The sequence below is a fragment of the Paenibacillus sp. P2(2022) genome (genome assembly GCF_029522175.1).
In the GTDB taxonomy this organism is placed as follows: domain Bacteria; phylum Bacillota; class Bacilli; order Paenibacillales; family Paenibacillaceae; genus Paenibacillus; species Paenibacillus polymyxa.
Window position 1 is genome coordinate 77,920 of sequence record NZ_JAKWFI010000002.1, and the last position, 19,351, is coordinate 97,270.

Here is a 19,351-nt window from a genome sequence, read left to right on the forward strand (position 1 = left end):
CACTTTGCGGCATGTTCATACTTCGATCTTCTTCCATCCGGACTTTACCGTCGGCTTTGGCATCTCACCAAATCAGTCCGTATCCTGTTGCCAGATACAGAGTCGCGGGCTTAGCTCCATGAGCCATACCGCCGGTTGGGAATCTCACCCTACCCCGAAGATCCTTATTCCGTTTTTTAATTTCTCCTATAGGATATACCTGTTTTAGAATGAAGTCCAGTGAAAAATGTGTGTATATCTAACAAGGATTTTCATCTTTTTTTGAAAGCGTTTCACTAAAATCTATATTACTAAGCAATATCCTTATACTCAATGCGCCGAATTGCCGCATAAGCCACAATCATTCCCAGCACAGAGAAGCTGATTTGCACAGGGGCAATGGAGCTAAGTGTAGCGCCGTTATTATTGGAGAAAAGCAAGGCTACAACCAGAATCGAGGTCACAATAGTCGTGGGTACTGAGTATCTTCGCATTCCCATATACAGCGGAACCAATCCCATAAAGCTGGCGGCCACGGCATTGATTAGCGTCCGCGCGGATTGTTCGGCCAGTATGGAAAGAGTAAGCTTATCCGGTACAATCATGACAAACTGGTTGAGCAAATGAATCGCAGCCGTAATGATGATTTCCGATATAACAACAGACAAGAACGTAAACAGCAGCACAATCAAGAGTTTGGCGATCATCAGCTTTTGACGATGAATCGGATACATGAACAAGATTGTAATCGATTTGGACTTAAATTCTCCTACGATAAAACGGCATAGCAGAACGGAGGCAAATACAATAAATGTGGCTCTCACCATATTGTCCATGAGATCAAGAAGCTGAGCGTACTGTGTAAATTCGGGTACTCCTTCATTTTGGCTGTCCAGCGCAATAATACAGAGCAACCCTAAAATACAGGCGTTGGCGATCAGTGCTGAACGGATATAACCCGCCAGATGAAGCTTTTTCATCTCCAACTGTATTAATCTAAGCATGGGGCTCACCTCCATGTAACAGACGTAAAAAGTAGTCTTCCAGCGTACTGCTTTTCTGATGAATGGAATCGACTTCTACATCATTTAAAATGAGCGTTTTCGTAATTTGCTTCTGCGGTACACTCAGATCGTAAATACGTATACTCTGTTCATTGAGTACCTTTATATTATTCAGACTCAGATGATGGGAGAGGACGTAGGCCGCTTTTTTACAATCGTTGGTCGTAAATTCGATGTATTCTGTATTGGTATCCCGTACCTGTTCCATCGAAACTTCCTCAATCAGCTGTCCGTGATTAATCACGCCTATTGTATCCGCAATCTGCTCTATTTCCGCTAAAATATGACTGGATACGAGCAGCGTCATCCCATATTCCTTGCATAGCATGTGGAATAACTGCCGAATTTCCTTAATTCCCACTGGGTCCAGACCATTAATTGGTTCATCCAAAATGAGTAGCTCTGGCTTGGTCGCAATGGCCCGGGCAATCCCGAGACGCTGTTTCATTCCTAGTGAAAAGTCTTTTACCGGCTTGTCACCCGCATTCCGCAAGTTCACTAATTCTAGCGCATCCCGGACAGCCTGTTTATTATAATAGCCCATGTATTCACAATGAAGTTCGAGATTTTGATGAGCCGTCAGTCTATCATAAAAAATCGGGTATTCAATAATTGAACCCATCCGTCCGAGCAGATGATAAGACTTTGGCGTTAGCTTTTCACCGAACAGTTCAATCTCACCCGATGTCGGCTTGAGCAGGTTGGTAATCATTTTCATGATCGTTGTCTTGCCCGCCCCATTGGGACCGAGAAAGCCATAGGTTTCCCCCTTGCGCACATTCATACTGACCCCTGCTATAATTTCATTGCCCTTCATGGCTTTGGTCAGATGATGTGTACGTACTATGTAAGTCATGGGTGTTCTCCCTTCGTATACTGTTGATAATTCAAGAATACAGGGCGAAATGTTCATTTTTCTTTCGTAATTATTACAAATTTATTAAGTTGAGCAGTTCGCTTAATAATTGATCTTCTTCAAGGTAAAAGAGAAGACGGTCCGCTCATAAGGTTTGCTGGTCAATTGTATCTCTCCGTTCATGCATTCAACCAGGCGCTTGGCAATCGTAAGGCCCAGCCCACTGCCCTGTACCGCCTTATTGCGGGAATCCTCAAGTGTGTACATGCGTTCAAAAACCTTATCCTGCTCCGGCTCCTGTATGCCTTTTCCACGATCCCACACCTCTACGCGTACCGTATCTTGCTGTTCTGACAGCGCCAGGCCAAGCGTTTGGCCCTCTGTCCCGTAGCGAATGGCATTCGAAATCAGATTGCTCAGCACCCGCCCAATGGCTCCTTCGTTCCCCAAGGCATGAATGGGATGCTCCGGGATGTCAATATGTACCGTAAACCCCTGAGCCGTCAGCAGATCATAAAACTCCAAAATGCTGCGTCTGCACAGTTCTCCTATCTCCAGTCGGGTCAGTGGAATGTCCGTATCGTTGGCTTCCAGCTTCGCCAAGCTAAAAAAGCTTCCGATCAGCTCAATCGCTTCGCTGGTCTTTTGATGAATTTTGGATAGCAGCTTTATACGTTCTTCTGGCAAAATATCCGGATCGCCATCCAGCATCTCGGCATATCCAAGCACAACGGTCAGCGGAGTCTTGAGATCGTGGGAGATGTTCGAAATCATTTTGCGCATAGCGATTTGGCCCCGGTTGTAATCGGCTGATACTCTCAGATTTAAGTCTAGTAGTCGGTTAATTTCCGTCATGAGTCGTTGCAGTTCAACGTCACCTGTGACATATAGCAGCTTTTCGGCATGATTCACGGTGACGATCCGCTCTAGTGCGGTTCGGATATCCTTTAGTTTGCGCTTGTAGGCTACACGTTCCCGCCAAAGCCATATGATAACGACTGACATCATGAGGACGACAATCCATTCGGAAATGATTTCGATGTTCATATCAACCATTCTCCCATTTGTAGCCGATGCCCCACAGCGTCTTAATGTGGACAGGGTGGGAGGGATCTTCTTCAATTTTCTCGCGCAGGCGACGAATATGGACGTTAATCACGTTCTCGTCACCCATATAATCGTCTTTCCAAATAAATCCGTATAATTGAGCTTTCGTAAATACCCGATTCGGATTGGATGCAAACAGCTTCAGAATATCAGATTCTTTGGCTGTTAGCTGAATTTCATTTTCATTGCGGATGACTGTAAAATGATCAAAATCAATGCGTAGATTTCCATAGGTCAAAACTTGTGCTTGCGGCTGTTCCTCCTGCTGTTGCAGACGGGCATATGTAGTCGATCTGCGGATCGCGGACTGAATACGAGCTGTCATCTCAAGCATAGAAAAAGGTTTGGCAACATAATCGTCTGCCCCGAAGCCCAGTCCAAGCGCTTTATCCACATCGCTGTCCTTAGCCGACATAATCAAAATCGGCACGGCGCTGCGGGTACGAATTTGCCGGATTACCTCCATACCATCGACCTTCGGCATCATCAGATCCACGAGTACCAGGTCGTAAGTGTGACGTTCAAAGGCAATAAGTCCTTCTTCTCCGTCATAGGCGGTGGTTAAATTGTAGCCCTCCTTGGTGAGTGCTTTGAGCAGCATTTCAGCAATGGATAGATCGTCTTCAATAAGTAAAATATGCTGTGACATAGGTGTGAAACACCCCTAATTTTTAGATTAGCTCGTGTGACGAACTGTACCTGAATTATATAGAGCAGTGGAGGGGATTTCCATAAAAAATATTCATTGAAGTTGAGTGGGGAATGTTCGTAGGAGATTTAAAGGGGCGTTTTTCCCGATGCATTGGCTTTATTTCAAGAATGATTCTCAACGGTGTACATCCAGTGATGTTCCTAATAAATTAGGGTATTTCATTAAGCGATGTAGGTGATTTTTTCCCAACCTCTTAAAAGGGTGAAACGCGGAATTTCTTAGAGGTGCAAGGATTTAGACGTTTTCCTCTACAATTTGAGGGGAGGGGTCTACGGTTGGGAAAAAATTGCGAAACCCTTGTGGCTGTAGTAAAATAAGCACATTATTAAAACTAAAAGCTTGATTCTACTAGCCTTTAACCACAACATGTGATGTATTGAAATAAGAAGTTATATACGTAAAAAATAGCCATTTGTATCTTTAACCACAACATGTGATGTATTGAAATTGACTTCTGACTCTATGACCTCACCAATCGTTCCCTCTTTAACCACAACATGTGATGTATTGAAATAAGTTTATTTTTTCAGAGACTGCCATATCTAAGTCTCTTTAACCACAACATGTGATGTATTGAAATATTAGACCCCAATATCGGATCAGCATCTAATATATCTCTTTAACCACAACATGTGATGTATTGAAATACTTTAATCACATAAAAGTTTAGTAGTTAGGAGGTACTTTAACCACAACATGTGATGTATTGAAATCTCTTTTCCCACCTTTTATACGAACAAGTATTTGCTCTTTAACCACAACATGTGATGTATTGAAATCAGCGTAAAAAAACAATCTCCTTATATATTAAAAACTTTAACCACAACATGTGATGTATTGAAATGTATGTAAATCGGGTATACATTCGTGCATCCACAAACTTTAACCACAACATGTGATGTATTGAAATTTAGTTTCTAGCAATTCAGCAATCATGGCTTCTTGCTTTAACCACAACATGTGATGTATTGAAATGGGTGTTGGTCAAAAGTATGAGTTTAAACACGATGGCTTTAACCACAACATGTGATGTATTGAAATGTTTTAGAAGGCGAAGAGAAGAATTCACTTTCTCACCTTTAACCACAACATGTGATGTATTGAAATAGGTATTTTACGCATTTACTGAAATAATATCCTCCACTTTAACCACAACATGTGATGTATTGAAATATATCTGCGTCCTCGCGTATCGTAGTACCGTACATACTTTAACCACAACATGTGATGTATTGAAATTCCGTACCGCCCTGCGCCTTGACCGCTGTCCGCATTCTTTAACCACAACATGTGATGTATTGAAATTCAGAAAGCTAATAGACGTTTTAAGCATTTCAGGAACTTTAACCACAACATGTGATGTATTGAAATTTACAAACGGCGAAACCGTACCCATCATGTTACGGTCTTTAACCACAACATGTGATGTATTGAAATACCAGTCATTCATCTCGCGCTGCATCTCTTTGAGGCCTTTAACCACAACATGTGATGTATTGAAATATGCTGTTTCGGGTCTCTATGGAAAGCGACAGCACCCTTTAACCACAACATGTGATGTATTGTAATTGTGTAAAGAGAGTTCACCTCATTGGATTTCGTATTCTTTAACCACAACATGTGATGTATTGAAATCAATACAATGTGATGTTAAGAAGTGAGCAATTGGACTTTAACCATAACATGTGATGTATTGAAATTTGATTTCTGAAGTTTCTTGAAGCTGAAAAATTTCAGCTTTAACCACAACATGTGATGTATTGAAATGGTGCTCAAAATCCGAGAGAATGCGAGATTGGACGCCTTTAACCACAACATGTGATGTATTGAAATATGGATAACTTGTCATACACCACGCTTTTTTCATCACTTTAACCACAACATGATATGTATTGAAATAACATACGTTCTCCGCGCTTCGATCTCTCTAAATAACTTTAACCAAAACATGAAATGTATTAAAATGCGTGAGTGTGTTACTAATCCAATCATGGGAATTCAAAACAGCATCCAGAGTGGCCTCATGAACATGTTTTTGAATGGAAAGAAGATGGGACATTTAAAAGAGTCAATAAAAAGTAGGGGGATAGTTTTGGAGTACACTGAACTGGTAGAACGTTTTGAAATGGGAGAAGAGTTTCAGTTCTGCTATAAAAACGATAGCTACTGGATTAGCAAGAATGAAGAAGAATACTTTCTTACTCGGGTAAGAGACAGTTTTTCGCAGTCGTTTGAATCAGCACGAGAGCTGTTTGCTAATGGGAAGATTGACGATAAGACTATTTTAGAATTGTGGGATAACATAGAAATTTGAAAAAGTATATTTTGAGCTTGCTCCTTTAACAATAAAATGGGAGTGAGCTTTTTTGTATAGTATGCTAAAAAGAAGGTTGTACTCGTAGAAAATCAAGGCAAGGCGTTTGTCTTGAATGTTTCAGGGAAAGCATTAGTTCCTTCAAGTAACGGGTAGTTGTTCCAACTGACTGGACCCGTATGTCGAAAGGAGGCGTTAAAATAAAGGCATCAGTTATCACTTATCACTTATGCTTTTGATAGATACGGTGATAGTTATCTTCATGTAATTTTAACTTACTGATCAATGATGTTTCATTAGATGTGGTCAACTTTAGTGGCTGCATCTTTTTTGGTAAGACTCACGAACAAGATGAGAGAAACATCCAATGTTAAGGTTTTAGTCTAGTTTGCAGTAGTTTTAAACTAGAATTAAAAATTTCAATACACCGAGTGTTTAGTTGAAATCATATTTTTTCTTCGATACACATTTTACATTATACTCTTGGGCAAGGGAACTCAACATAGACCGAAGGTCTATTTTTTCCCAACCTCATAGCTAGTGTGAAAGAGTGAATTCCTTAGAACCACAAGGGATATAACCGTTTTTCTATATATTTGGAAAGAAGGGACTAACGGCTGGGAGAAAATTGCGAAACCCTGGGTGCTGTAGTAGAATAAGCACATTGTTAAATCTCAAAAGCTTGATTTTACTAGGCTTTAACCACAACATGTGATGTATTGAAATTGCCGGAAGCACCAGCGGTAACGAAAGATGTATACGCTTTAACCACAACATGTGATGTATTGAAATAGGTTGCCATTACAGAAGGGCTAGTAGGGGATACACCTTTAACCACAACATGTGATGTATTGAAATGATAAGATTGATAGTTCCAGGTGATTGAACCCATCGTCTTTAACCACAACATGTGATGTATTGAAATTGGAAGATGAATATCTGCGAATCGTTGAAGATATTTCTTTAACCACAACATGTGATGTATTGAAATCCGATTCAACCGCCCGGATAAACTCAAGAGCCTTTTCTTTAACCACAACATGTGATGTATTGAAATATTGTAACGATCACTCTTTTTCACCCTTTATGCGAACTTTAACCACAACATGTGATGTATTGAAATGCATATGCTACCGCCTCAACACCAACCTTATGCAAACTTTAACCACAACATGTGATGTATTGAAATACATAGTCAGGATCAAGCCCAGCGTTCTCCACTTCTCTTTAACCACAACATGTGATGTATTGAAATGCCGATACACCCTGTATTGGCACATCCTGTATTGGCTTTAACCACAACATGTGATGTATTGAAATAGAGTCCATCATTTTTGGTGGGCTTTTTCTTATTCCCTTTAACCACAACATGTGATGTATTGAAATCGAACACCACCATAATTTTTGCTATGAAAATGTGACCTTTAACCACAACATGTGATGTATTGAAATTTGCGGTGATCGTTGCAAGCATGGTCTTGTACGTAACTTTAACCACAACATGTGATGTATTGAAATCGCATCAAGCTTCGACCTCCCCGCCGAGTAGCGCGACTTTAACCACAACATGTGATGTATTGAAATAACCCACCGTCTGGCACCTTTATATTTCCTTTCGGGCTTTAACCACAACATGTGATGTATTGAAATTCATGTGCAATCATTCCCTGTTGATCAGCACGGAGCCTTTAACCACAACATGTGATGTATTGAAATGGCTCCGTGGTGACTGATATGATCATGTTACCTCCGTCTTTAACCACAACATGAAATGTATTGAAATATAAGGGGGATACACCTCCTACTACCTATACCAATAGCTTTAACCTCAACATAAATGTACGAAGTCTTAAGCAGCGGAGCGGGCAGAATTGTTCTGGAGAAGCGTAAGCGGTTGCCTTTATCCCCGAATTTTAACCTTTGAAGGGTTTATACAATCCTAAAAAATTTGGGAATAACAGCTATCGCAAGAACAATCTGCACGCGTAGCGGTCCAGGTATCATCTGAGCCGATTTTAAAACAGAAATAAAACGAGGTTTACAAATCATGGAGCGAGGTCTATACTCTATATCAGATCAGGAGGTGAACGTATTGTATTATGAAATTCACATAACAACGTTAATTAAACAATCATCTCATCATCTGGAGATACCGGAGCGTATCGGAGCCTGGATTGGTCGGGCTGGGTTGAAGGACGAAGCGTTGAAGCAGACGCACTACGACAAGGACTACAAGCACTATACATTTGGGGCGCCTTTTCCGCGTGAAAAGGAGGGGATGTACAAGCAAGGTCGTGTATACGTCATTACGATTCGTAGTTCCATAGAGCTTACGTTACGTCGAATATCTGCAGCTTTGCAAGCCTTGCAGGAGGATGAGTATTTCCAGTTTATCGCGGCATCCCCTGTGCAGTCCAAGAAGCTGACGCATATTACCGAGCTTACCACTGTTACTCCTGCTATTGTTACGATTGAAGGCAAACCGTGGGTACCGGGTCTGAGTGTGGAGCTTTTACTACAACGGATTCATGCTAATGCGGAGAAAAAATACAATCATTTATACCCGGATCAACCTGTTCGATTGGAACAACCTTTTGTCGAAGGGATTCAGGTGTTGAACCATAAACCGATTGCCTTGGCCTATAAAGGACGTAAGCTATTAGGTAATAAACTGCGCCTGCTTGTCAGAGAAGATGAATATTCACAGAAGTTGGCAAGTGTAGTATTAGGTTCAGGAGCGGCAGAAAAGAATAGTATTCTTGGGGCAGGCTTTTGTATCGCCAAAGGACTGGAATAACGTGGAAAGGAGGCACAGGGTATGCTGAAGGATTTGACGAACAGCTATCTATTGGCGAAGAATGATTTTCCCAACATCACATTTCTAAGACACCAACCCAAGGAAGGGCTGTATATTCGACTGCGACTAGATCAAAGCTGGAATGAACAGGTCAGCGTGTTTGATAGCGAGCATGTGATTATTACTAAAGAAGAACCCGATCTATCACGCAAGGAACCTTTTGAATGGTTCCAACAAAAAGATTATGTGAGTTCTCTGATCTCCATGAACAAAGCCGTAGATCCCGGCAAACAGCTTCATTCCAATAATCCGTACACCCTATATGCAAAAAGGGATGTTTTTTTAGCCGAGCCACTGGCAGATGGAACCACCGGGATGAGGACGCATCTTGCCCGTTTTCTGGACAAGACTCAGGCATCTGAGGTGCAGAAAAAGTGGGATGAGCTGATAGGTACCAAGAAGACTAGCAGCAAGAAAACCAGCACCGAGACTATCATCACCAGTCCTACACAGCAATTTTTTTCTGATACAGATTATGCTCCTGCACTGGAATATCTCGTAAGTGAGGAGCGCCGAACACATATTGCACAGATTGAGCAATGGTACGCTACAAATCTGTCTGCTTTCATCGACCATATCCGAACCATTCCTTTTAAGAATTACGTTAAAATCTTTTTCACCTCAGAATCTACTCCACTTCACTCAGCAACGGATCACCCATCTAACGAATTTTCTAGCTTTTATTCATGGGACGAAATGTATGGCTATGAATATTTGCTATATACCATCCCAAAAATCTTTAATAGTAATGACTATAACCAAATGGTAGACGGAGCTTTGACAGGTCTTCCTGGTTTTAATATGAGCATGAACAGCAAAAAGCCGTATTTGGAGCATAAAACGATGCGTGTCGGAGCACCCATCCGTTTATCTCTAGAGGAAGCATTGCTGGTAAAGGAAGCGTCTGAATGGCTTCTTTCTCAGCCCAAGTTTCGAATGAACAAATTCGGCTATCATACGGATTTTTCCAAGAATTCTGAGAAGATAGCAGAAGGCTATTTTTTGGTTTACATGGAGGGTAAGGATAACGAGGTGCAAGACTTTGAAAATGTACCTTTCTCCAAAAAAGTTCATGTCAATATCCGACTCAAGAATGTATTGGGTGTGATGACCAAAAATAACGATGGCGAAGCGTTTGTGAAGGATTACGGCTATCTGGAAAATGTGGAGCAACTGCAAAAGGAAATCAGCAAACGCTTTTTTCGCGGACGGATGAACGGTGATTTTCTTCAAGATGAGCCGAAAGCGAGAGAAAAGGATTTTACGAGTGTGATGGTCGCGTTGTTTATGCAGAGCAAAAAGGGCTTTTATGACTGGATCTTCAAAGGAACGACCGCCACGATCCGCTCTCAATTTGCACGCGTAACGCTTCGGCTCATAGAGGAACAGCTATTACGAGTAGAGCCAGCAGGACAAGAGAAGTCTAGATTGGATCTACGTGGGTTGGCCGATGCGATGAATGTAAGACTTTCGCTAATGGCTTATTTGGAAGGGGAGGAATACACAGCTATGGGAAATCGTCTGATTGAAGTGTCTAATAAACTCAAAGAAAAGCTGGACACCTTGGATAAGCGGAAACAGAAGGAAAACGCAGATGGAGCAGGACAAACGGAGCAAACAGCCTATTCAGAGCCAATCTATGTAGTAACAGATGATGAGTTTTATTATTTGGCGGGACAACTCGCTTTTTATTTGAAAAGTCAGTCTGAAGCCCAGCAGAAAAAAGGAGATTTACTCGGGTCTTTTTTCATGGCAAAGCGCAGCGCACAGCTCAAAAAACGAATCGAAGAAGCGTATTATTTGCATCGCCACAAAATACTGCTGCAATATACTAAATTAAATTGGGCTTTAGCGAATGTGAACGCCTACCAGCCAGACAAAGAATTCCAGCATGAAGATGCAAGGGAGATGTTCTTAGCGGGGCTATTTTCGGACAACTGGTTCTGGAAGAAAGGCGAGAGCGAGAAACCAAACAGCGAAGGGGAGAACGGACATGGCGAAGAAAACTAATCGTGTAGTGGGACTAATCGGGATTGTGAGCCGGATGGCGAACTGGAATGCAGACTTTAGCGGGCAGCCAAAGACAACCAGCACGGGCCAAATTTTTGGTAGCGACAAGGCGTTAAAATATAGCATCAAGCGCTTATGGGCGGAGGAAGGACAGAAGGTACTATATATTCGTTCATATAAAGTGAGTAGTGGCAAGGACAAGAAGGCGGACAAGGCAAAGGATGCGGACAAAGGGAAAGAAGAGAAGCTCCAGCCTCGTAATCTTGCAGAGCGTTATGAATATCTTTTTGGTGAAGAAGTATCCAAAAATTCACGTGAAGTGCTGAGCAAGCTGTTTCAATGTGTGGATGTGATGAATTTTGGTGCAACGTTTGCAGTAAAGGATCAGAATATCGGTCTGGCGGGTCCGGTGCAAATTGGTCAGGGCTTTAATAAATTTGATTGGTCGAATCTTGAGGTACAGGATATCTTGTCACCCTTCCGTAACTCGAACGAAAAGAGTGAGGACAATGACGCCACCTCCATTGGTAAAAAGAGAACGGTGGACGAATCCCATTATATTTATCCTTTTTCCGTCAATCCGAAGCATTATGATCACTATGTGGAACTGCTGGCAGCCGAGGGTTTTGAAGGGTATACGGAGGAAGCATTTCAGGCTTTCAAAACGGGAGCTTTGACAGGGGCTACTTTGCAAAATACCAACAGTAAATCCGGTGCGGAAAATGCTTTTGCCCTATTTGTGGAATTTAAAGCGGGGAGCTCGGCGTATTTACCGAATTTGGACCCTTATGTGAAGGTAGATGAGGACAAGGATGGAGAGCAAACGGTTTATGATCTGTCGGCCCTTGCACCGCTTTTGAACGATGTAAACGAGGAAATTGAAACGGTAGAATTATACGTTAATCCGTATGCATCGCGTGTAGAGCTGGATTTTCCGGGGCTGCGGACGTTTAACATCTTTACGCGTAGCAAGCTTCCTCAAGGCTAGAGGATGATTACATCGGGGAAGGAGGGAAGCAACCATGCAGGCGTTACGCTTTGAGTTGAGCGGAGAAACAGCGTTTTTTAAAAAGCCGGATGTTAACGTATATGCGTATTTTACATACAGCCATATTCATAAGGTTGCATTATATGGCTTGCTCGGTGCGGTACTCGGACTTGGCGGCTATACGCAGCAGTATGAACGGAATATGGCGTTGGGCGGTAAAGCCAAACAGGATAATCCGGCGATGCCGTACCCTGAATTTTATGAGGTGTTTCGTCATGCTTCGGTAAGCATCGTGCCGCACGGGGATCGGGGATATTTTTCAAAAAAAATCCAGATTTTCAACAACACAGTCGGTTATGCAAGCCAGGAAGAGGGCGGTGTGCTGAATGTGCGAGAGCAATGGTTGGAGCGTCCACGCTGGACGATCTACGTGGCAGATGATGGGGGTGTAGATCGGGAGGTATTTGATCGGCTTGCAGATTATGTACAGCATTCCAAGGCTGAATACATACCTTATCTGGGGAAAAATGATCATCCGGCTACGATATCCAAGGCTCGGTTAGTTGAGTTGGAGCCAGCGAGTGAACCGGAATATATCGACTCCCTCCGGGCTGCACATGTACTTGTGGATACGGGAGGATATGTGAAAGATGATCAGATGCAATCCTACTTGCAAGAGTATCTACCCGTAGGGCTGAATACAGCCAACAACGGTTACATTCTGGAGCCACTTGTATTTTCTAATCAGGAAATAGATACAGATGAGCTGAAAGCCGAAGATCTACAAAAAATGTACCGGGATGCTGATAATGACCGCACCTTGTATTTTATCTAAATAAAGGGCAGTCGTTTTCATAGATGGAATCAATACCGGGTATTCTCCATTGTCAGGATGGGGAGCGCCCGGTTTTTTATATGGATTTTTAAATTGTACCCAAGGAAAAGAGGGAAGACGATTTGCGTATTCATGTATCCATACAGCATTGGCTAACGGAGGAAGGGAAAGGGAGGCTGAAGGCGCACACGGCAAAAGAAGAGGGGCTTCAACAGGATGAAATGCTGGAGGAGCATAGCGATCTGGTCATGCATCATGCTGAGATACTGATGAGGGATAACGGTGTGGAAGCTGCGGTACATAGGGCGCTGGATCGTCTCGGCATAGATGGAGAACCGCTGGATGAATCATTAAGGCAAATGATCATGTACTATTTTAGACAAGCCATTTATTTGCATGATCTTGGCAAGGTGAACCCGGCCTTCCAACGTATCAAAATGAAGAACAATGAAGTTAAAAGGAACGCTGAGTTGGGAGACAGTAACCACTCCATGCTGTCTGCTGTGCTTTACTTGCATATTCATTTACGACAGGTGCAGGAATGGCATGATACAACAGAACTGTATCCAAACCGTAAGAAGCATAAACGCAAAGTACTTGCCTTCCTACATCATCTTTTATATTCATTCGCATATGCGATCTCCCGTCACCACACGTACCTGGGAAATATGGATGAAGATATGGGAGGACAGGTAAACGAATTTGAGTTAAAAATAAAAAATCAATATAACCGGGTCAAAGAAAATCCTGATTATATTCGCTATTACCGTGATCAGCAGGACTTGCTACAGAACGACAACGTATTTGGGTGCATCCGTCTGGAAGGCAATAAACGTCAGAATAAAATACACAGGCCTTTTCCTTTCTATGTGTTGGTCAAGCTGCTGTACTCCACGATGGTCGCATCGGATTTTCGGGCAACGTATCAATATATAGAGCAGCAAGTACCGGAGATGCATTATTTTGGAGAACGTCTTCCACTGGAGCCCATGCTTGAGGCTTATCGTCAGACGGGAATTGTGCAGGGAATTGAGTCCTATCGCCAAAATCCTGATGCCTCTGGCTTGTCTGAGATGAATCAGCTACGGGCGGCGTTGTTTCTTGAAACGGAAAGACGACTGTTGGAGCGGCTCCAAGAGCCTGTTTTTTATCTCGAAGCTCCTACAGGTTCAGGTAAAACAAACATGTCTATTAATCTGGCGCTGCATTTACTGAATAGTGGCTTAGGACTGAACAAGCTGATTTACGTATTTCCGTTCAACTCCCTGATCGAGCAGACAAAGCAGACGCTGAATGGGATTTTCCATAAGGAGCAGATGAATGGCTATCAGGTGGAGGTTATTAATTCAATCACACCAATGGTGACCTTGGAAGAATTAAAAGCAGAAGCTTCTTCAGAATGGAAGGACCAGGAGCCGGATAACACCGATTATAAAAGGGTGCTGCTGGAGCGGCAATTACTGCAATATCCAGTAACATTGACTTCTCACGTCAATTTTTTTAATTATCTATTTGGGACAGGACGAGAGGTCAATCTAGCATTCGCCCATTTGTGTAATAGTGTCATTGTATTGGACGAAATTCAGAGTTACCGGAATGAGCTGTGGAAGGAGATTATTCATTTTCTACGATTTTTTGCAGATATTCTGAATATTAAAATCATTGTTATGTCTGCCACATTGCCGAATCTGGATTTGTTACTGGAACAGCAGGATCATGAGAAACCAATACAAACTTATTCACTGGTGCAAAACCGGAACCGTTACTTTACACATTCGTTGTTTAGGGATCGTGTGAAGCTGGATTTTGATTTGTTAAAACGGGGTAAGATGCTGCCGGAGCAAGTATTGGAGCATGTTCAATCTGTAATAGGGCAGCGAAAGCAGGAAGGACAAGGGAACAGGGTACTGATCGAGTTTATTACGAAAAAGACCGCACGCCGATTTTATAACATGCTGCTGGAGCAGAATTTGGGCTTAGATGTCTATGAGCTTACCGGGGATGATAGCTTCTCATATCGTCAAAAGCTCATGCAGAAATTAGGAAAGGACGAACAGGGGAGTTTTTATTTGAGTGATGTGATCGTCGTTGCAACACAGGTGATTGAGGCCGGGGTGGATATTGACATGGATGTGGGCTTTAAAGATATTTCTTTGCTGGATAGCGAGGAGCAATTTTTGGGTCGGCTGAATCGTTCTTGTTTGCGTGATCATTGTCGGGCATATTTCTTTGATTGTGATGAGGCAAGCGGTGTATACAGAAAAGACTGGCGCATCAAGTATGACCTTACAGATGAATCGTACCAAGAAATGCTAATATACAAGGATTTTAGTGGATTTTATGATCGAGTTATTAGTGAAATTAATGAGTCTCGTGAAAAGCCGGATCAGCATTATTGGGGTGAGTTTACCCAAAAGGTACAAGAGCTTAACTTTCCTGACGTACAAAAACATATGGACCTGATTCCGGATAAAAGCGTAACGCTCTTCCTGAATTATATTTGTCAGTTGAAAGATGGCGCTATACTGAGCGGCCAGGAGGTATGGGATGAATATGTGAGATTATCGGATAAACGATTGGCGATAGACTATTCCGAAAGAATAATTCGTCTGTCTGCGGTGCGCGCTCGAATGAATCATTTTTCATATACGTATCGAATTCAAAGGGGAGAGGAGCCGGCTATATATAGTCGGCGTATAGGTACACTCTACTACGTGCCAGAAGGCGAACAATATATGGAATGGGATGAATTAACTAGAACCAAAAAGTTTAATCGTGCCAAGTATACCGAGGATGAAAAGGGGCTTTTCCTATGAGAATTACCGGAACGATGGTGAACTATTATGTACACTGCCGTAGACAATGCTGGTTATTTGCCAATGGGATGGGTTTTGAAGATGATAGCGAGGACGTGCGGATCGGCAAGGTCATGCATGAGCTACAGAGTGAAGGGAAGAAAAACCGCGAAGTCGCTATTGAGGGCATTAAAGTGGACAAGCTGACCAGTGATTATGTGACCGAGATTAAAAAGTCTGACGCCGATGTTGAAGCTACTAAATGGCAGACGCTGTACTATATCTATGTACTTAAGCAAAAAGGCATGGAGCGAAAGGGGAAAATTCAATTCAGCGAGCGTAACAAGCAGGCTAGTAAAACTATAGAACTGGAGCTGGATGAAGCAACCGAACAGGCTATGACCCGGTTACTTCAAGAATTGGAGCAATACTTGGAGCAAGAGCAGCCTGACCCGGCGGTACGAGAGAAAAAATGCACTCGCTGCGCATATCTCGCCTACTGTTTTTTATAAGAGAGGAGAACAAATATGTCCAAAACAGCCTCATCCACCAGATATATACGCACGCCGGGCACTTTGGGTCGAGAAGATAATTCGCTGACCTTTCGGAGTGAAAAAGGAATTATTTATCTGCCGATTCATGGTTTGAAGGAGCTTTATTTATTGAACGAAATATCGCTGAACAGCAAGCTTCTTTCTTTTCTGTCGATGGCTGGTATAACCGTTCATTTCTTCGATTACTATGGTCATTTTAGAGGTACCTTTTATCCGAAGGAGGCAAGAGTGAGCGGTAAGGTCAAGCTTTTACAGGCTAAAGCTTGTTTGGAAAGAAGGATACCTATTGCTGCGGCTTTCATCGGTTCGATTGCAGCTAACATCCATGAAGTGCTGTATCATTATTACAAACACGGGAACAAAGAGATCAAGCCTTATTTGGATTGGCTAAAGAAGGACGTACCTCTCCTTTTGGAGAAAATGGAGGACATCCCAAGACTAATGAGTGTGGAAGGAGAAATATGGAGACGGTTTTACGATACCTTCAAAACCTTTCTGCCTGAAGACTTCCGGATGAACAAACGAGTCAAACGTCCGCCGGATAACCCGTTAAATGCGTTGATTAGCTTTGGAAATACGATTTTGTATACCAAAACGATTTCACAGATTTACCACACTCATTTGGATCAAAGTATCAGCTTTTTGCATGAGCCGAGCGACCGTCGTTTTTCTCTCAGTCTTGATCTGTCCGAGCCGTTCAAGCCATTGTTGGTGTATCGTACTATTTTTGAGTTGGTGAACAACCGTCGAATACAGGTGAGTAAGCACTTTGAGAAGGATTATAATTACTGTATTCTGAACGGGACGGGTCGGGATGTGTTTATTACGGCGCTGGAGGATCGGATGAAGCAGGTATTTGATCACAGCACACTCAAACGGAAAGTCAGTTATTTATCTGCTATTAAATATGACGCTTATAAATTAAAAAAGCATATTGTCGAGGGAGTGCCCTTTGTCCCTTTCTTGGAAAAGGAGCATAGATAGAGTTATGGCGAAAAATTACAACTATGTTATCTTGGTCTATGATATCGGAGAAAAGCGAGTGGGTAAGGTATTTAAAATATGCAAGAAGTATCTCGTCCATTTTCAAAAATCAGTGTTTCGGGGTGAGATTACACCCGCAAATCTAATTCAATTACGGGCGGAGTTGAAAAAAATAATTGATGAGGGAACAGACTTTGTGGCTGTGTTTAAAATGACTGGCGATTATGTTTTCGATGAGGAAATCATCGGTGTCCGTTTGAATGATTCGGAGTCCTTATTGCTGTAATTTTCCCAACCGCCTTAATGGATAGATAGCCTCTACTTCTTACAGCCACAAGGGTTATCGGAGATTCTCTGTGCAATTAGCTGCATCCGTCTTCCGGTTGGGAAAAAATTTCGAAACCCTTGGTGCTGTAGTAAACTAAGCACGTTGCTGAAATAAAAAAAGCTTGATTTTACTAGCCTTTAACCACAACATGAGGTGTATTGAAATACGATGATGTTCATGGAGTCAGTTCTCCTTCCAATTCTTTAACCACAACATGAGGTGTATTGAAATCAAAGATCTGCACAAATACAAGTATCAGAACCAGTACTTTAACCACAACATGAGGTGTATTGAAATAAGTATATCCGTAGTGCCTCGGCGATCATGTCCTTGCTTTAACCACAACATGAGGTGTATTGAAATTTTTATAAATTGATTGCTAATAAAATCGAAATCCATCTTTAACCACAACATGAGGTGTATTGAAATTATGGAAAACAGACAAATTTTTGCACCCGAGATACTCTTTAACCACAACATGAGGTGTATTGAAATCGGCTCAGGCTATTCTACTTCTACCACGGAAGGGAGCTTTAACCACAACATGAGGTGTATTGAAATATTTAATCTTTGAGTTTGCTTTTCATATTTTGCTAACTTTAACCACAACATGAGGTGTATTGAAATCAGTGAGGAGGGGCAAAAGATGGCATTTGTAATAGGCTTTAACCACAACATGAGGTGTATTGAAATTGCGGGAAGGTCGGTGGAGAATGGGTTTCGTGAGGCTCTTTAACCACAACATGAGGTGTATTGAAATGCGATGTAAAGCAAGTCCTGGCATTCATGAGTGACTACTTTAACCACAACATGAGGTGTATTGAAATTTGAATTAGACCGCCTTTTCTATTTTTTCTTCTTCCTTTAACCACAACATGAGGTGTATTGAAATGCGTCTTGGTTCAAGTTCTTAACAAACTGCTGCATGACTTTAACCACAACATGAGGTGTATTGAAATCGTGAATGCGCTGGGTTCTTTATCTCTGCTTTCTTGCTTTAACCACAACATGAGGTGTATTGAAATTATGATCCGGGTGCGGGTGTTCCAAAAGGCGACTTGTCTTTAAGCACAACATGTAATCAAATTACTGGCAGTTGAAATTCCCCTATCCTATACTGAAATAGTCTATAATCCGATGTTTGGAATACGGTGTTATAATTTCCGGGGCAAGCCTAGTGTGAGAGATTAGGGATGTCAGATCACGAGCTACGGTACAGAACCGTCAATAAAGGAGAGCAATGATGTTTGTTATACGGGGAACCCAAAAACTGCTGAAGGAATGGGAGACTGAACCACTTCAAGTTGATATTTATCCGCCTTTGAATAGTTGGCATGCCAGCTTGTTTTTATTGAACCGGAGAAAAAACATTGTGTTTATGCATGATATTTCCCGCTTAAGCGTCACGCTGTTTGGGATTAAAAAATCGCAGTACAAAAACCTGCCGTCTCTTTTTGTACAAACCTTGAAGGAATTAATGATCAGCGAAGGGTTTGATGAACAGATCGTTAAGGCATACATACAGGAAGGCGAGCAGATGCTGGCGACTACGACGAATAGACATAGTGTGATGGTAACCTTAGATGAGATTATATTTATTATGAAGGAACTGGACATGGAGCATGGGTGCGAGCTGGAAAAGAACCAGTGGAATAACCGGATTGTGTTCAAAACGGATCAATACAAGTACCCGATTAACGTTTTTAAAGAACTGCTGGAAAAGCATTATAAAGTAGAGAGTAGTTGAGCGTTTACATATGGATGGTTTGTTGTTCCAAGCTGTCCTGATTTCTAAAGGATTTCTGCTGATTAGGACATGCCAAAAGAGTATCCTCAAAGTTCCTGCGAGCAGGGGATGCTTTTTTTATAACTCACAGGATAGTCATGCTTGCGATGAAATGAATCATAGCGCAATAAACGGTACACTTTGGTAGAATGAAATGATAAAGGGTTCGACACCATGGGTCA

The 19,351-nt window shown here is 42.1% G+C and carries 14 protein-coding genes, 3 CRISPR repeat arrays and 1 riboswitch; of the genes, 10 read left to right on the forward strand and 4 right to left on the reverse strand.

Annotated features, from left to right (window positions below; genetic code table 11):
• Window positions 1–21: 21 nt before the first annotated feature.
• A riboswitch (FMN riboswitch) is annotated at window positions 22–166 on the reverse strand.
• A gap of 124 nt (window positions 167–290) precedes the next feature.
• The 4 genes from MMB75_RS07500 to MMB75_RS07515 all read right to left on the reverse strand — a co-directional run bounded on the left by MMB75_RS07500 (window position 291) and on the right by MMB75_RS07515 (window position 3,655).
• Complete coding sequence (locus tag MMB75_RS07500; protein WP_016821175.1) at window positions 291–983, reverse strand: ABC transporter permease; 693 nt, start codon at window positions 981–983, stop codon at window positions 291–293.
• On the reverse strand, window positions 976–1,899 hold the full coding sequence (locus tag MMB75_RS07505) for an ABC transporter ATP-binding protein (protein ID WP_045244053.1): 924 nt from the start codon (window positions 1,897–1,899) through the stop codon (window positions 976–978). The genes MMB75_RS07500 and MMB75_RS07505 overlap by 8 nt, the downstream gene beginning before the upstream one ends.
• 102 nt (window positions 1,900–2,001) lie before the next feature.
• Window positions 2,002–2,946 (reverse strand): sensor histidine kinase, encoded by a 945-nt coding sequence (locus MMB75_RS07510; protein WP_016821173.1) that lies wholly within the window; start codon window positions 2,944–2,946, stop codon window positions 2,002–2,004.
• A gap of 1 nt (window position 2,947) precedes the next feature.
• Window positions 2,948–3,655: a response regulator transcription factor gene (locus MMB75_RS07515; protein WP_016821172.1), complete on the reverse strand. Its 708-nt coding sequence runs from the start codon at window positions 3,653–3,655 to the stop codon at window positions 2,948–2,950.
• Window positions 3,656–4,071: 416 nt separating this feature from the next.
• Window positions 4,072–5,684: a CRISPR direct-repeat array (repeat unit 30 nt; unit sequence CTTTAACCACAACATGTGATGTATTGAAAT).
• 126 nt (window positions 5,685–5,810) lie between these two features.
• Between MMB75_RS07515 and MMB75_RS07520 the strand changes: the two genes are divergently transcribed.
• The 10 genes from MMB75_RS07520 (at window position 5,811) to MMB75_RS07565 (ending at window position 19,130) form a co-directional block, all read left to right on the forward strand.
• Complete coding sequence (locus MMB75_RS07520) at window positions 5,811–6,032, forward strand: hypothetical protein (protein ID WP_045244233.1); 222 nt, start codon at window positions 5,811–5,813, stop codon at window positions 6,030–6,032.
• A gap of 696 nt (window positions 6,033–6,728) precedes the next feature.
• A CRISPR array of direct repeats spans window positions 6,729–7,815; the repeat unit is 30 nt; unit sequence CTTTAACCACAACATGTGATGTATTGAAAT.
• Window positions 7,816–8,079: 264 nt separating this feature from the next.
• A complete protein-coding gene (locus tag MMB75_RS07525) occupies window positions 8,080–8,829 on the forward strand; it encodes a CRISPR-associated protein Cas6 (protein ID WP_277507400.1) in 750 nt (249 codons plus the stop codon).
• 21 nt (window positions 8,830–8,850) lie between these two features.
• Window positions 8,851–10,899 (forward strand): hypothetical protein, encoded by a 2,049-nt coding sequence (locus tag MMB75_RS07530; RefSeq protein ID WP_277507401.1) that lies wholly within the window; start codon window positions 8,851–8,853, stop codon window positions 10,897–10,899.
• Window positions 10,883–11,887, forward strand: a complete 1,005-nt coding sequence (locus MMB75_RS07535; RefSeq protein WP_123796908.1) for a type I CRISPR-associated protein Cas7 — start codon at window positions 10,883–10,885, stop codon at window positions 11,885–11,887. The genes MMB75_RS07530 and MMB75_RS07535 overlap by 17 nt, the downstream gene beginning before the upstream one ends.
• 34 nt (window positions 11,888–11,921) lie before the next feature.
• On the forward strand, window positions 11,922–12,722 hold the full coding sequence (gene cas5b, locus MMB75_RS07540; protein WP_123796909.1) for a type I-B CRISPR-associated protein Cas5b: 801 nt from the start codon (window positions 11,922–11,924) through the stop codon (window positions 12,720–12,722).
• A 122-nt stretch (window positions 12,723–12,844) separates the two neighbouring features.
• A complete protein-coding gene (cas3, locus tag MMB75_RS07545) occupies window positions 12,845–15,538 on the forward strand; it encodes a CRISPR-associated helicase Cas3' (RefSeq protein ID WP_123796910.1) in 2,694 nt (897 codons plus the stop codon).
• A complete protein-coding gene (gene cas4 / locus MMB75_RS07550; protein WP_045244047.1) occupies window positions 15,535–16,029 on the forward strand; it encodes a CRISPR-associated protein Cas4 in 495 nt (164 codons plus the stop codon). The genes cas3 and cas4 overlap by 4 nt, the downstream gene beginning before the upstream one ends.
• A gap of 15 nt (window positions 16,030–16,044) precedes the next feature.
• Window positions 16,045–17,055, forward strand: coding sequence for a type I-B CRISPR-associated endonuclease Cas1b (gene cas1b, locus MMB75_RS07555; protein ID WP_045244046.1), 1,011 nt, complete (start codon window positions 16,045–16,047; stop codon window positions 17,053–17,055).
• A gap of 4 nt (window positions 17,056–17,059) precedes the next feature.
• Window positions 17,060–17,341, forward strand: a complete 282-nt coding sequence (gene cas2 / locus MMB75_RS07560) for a CRISPR-associated endonuclease Cas2 (RefSeq protein WP_045244045.1) — start codon at window positions 17,060–17,062, stop codon at window positions 17,339–17,341.
• A 177-nt stretch (window positions 17,342–17,518) separates the two neighbouring features.
• Window positions 17,519–18,408: direct repeats of the CRISPR family, unit length 30 nt; unit sequence CTTTAACCACAACATGAGGTGTATTGAAAT.
• A 218-nt stretch (window positions 18,409–18,626) separates the two neighbouring features.
• Window positions 18,627–19,130: a DUF6933 domain-containing protein gene (locus MMB75_RS07565; RefSeq protein WP_025364299.1), complete on the forward strand. Its 504-nt coding sequence runs from the start codon at window positions 18,627–18,629 to the stop codon at window positions 19,128–19,130.
• Window positions 19,131–19,351: the final 221 nt, after the last annotated feature.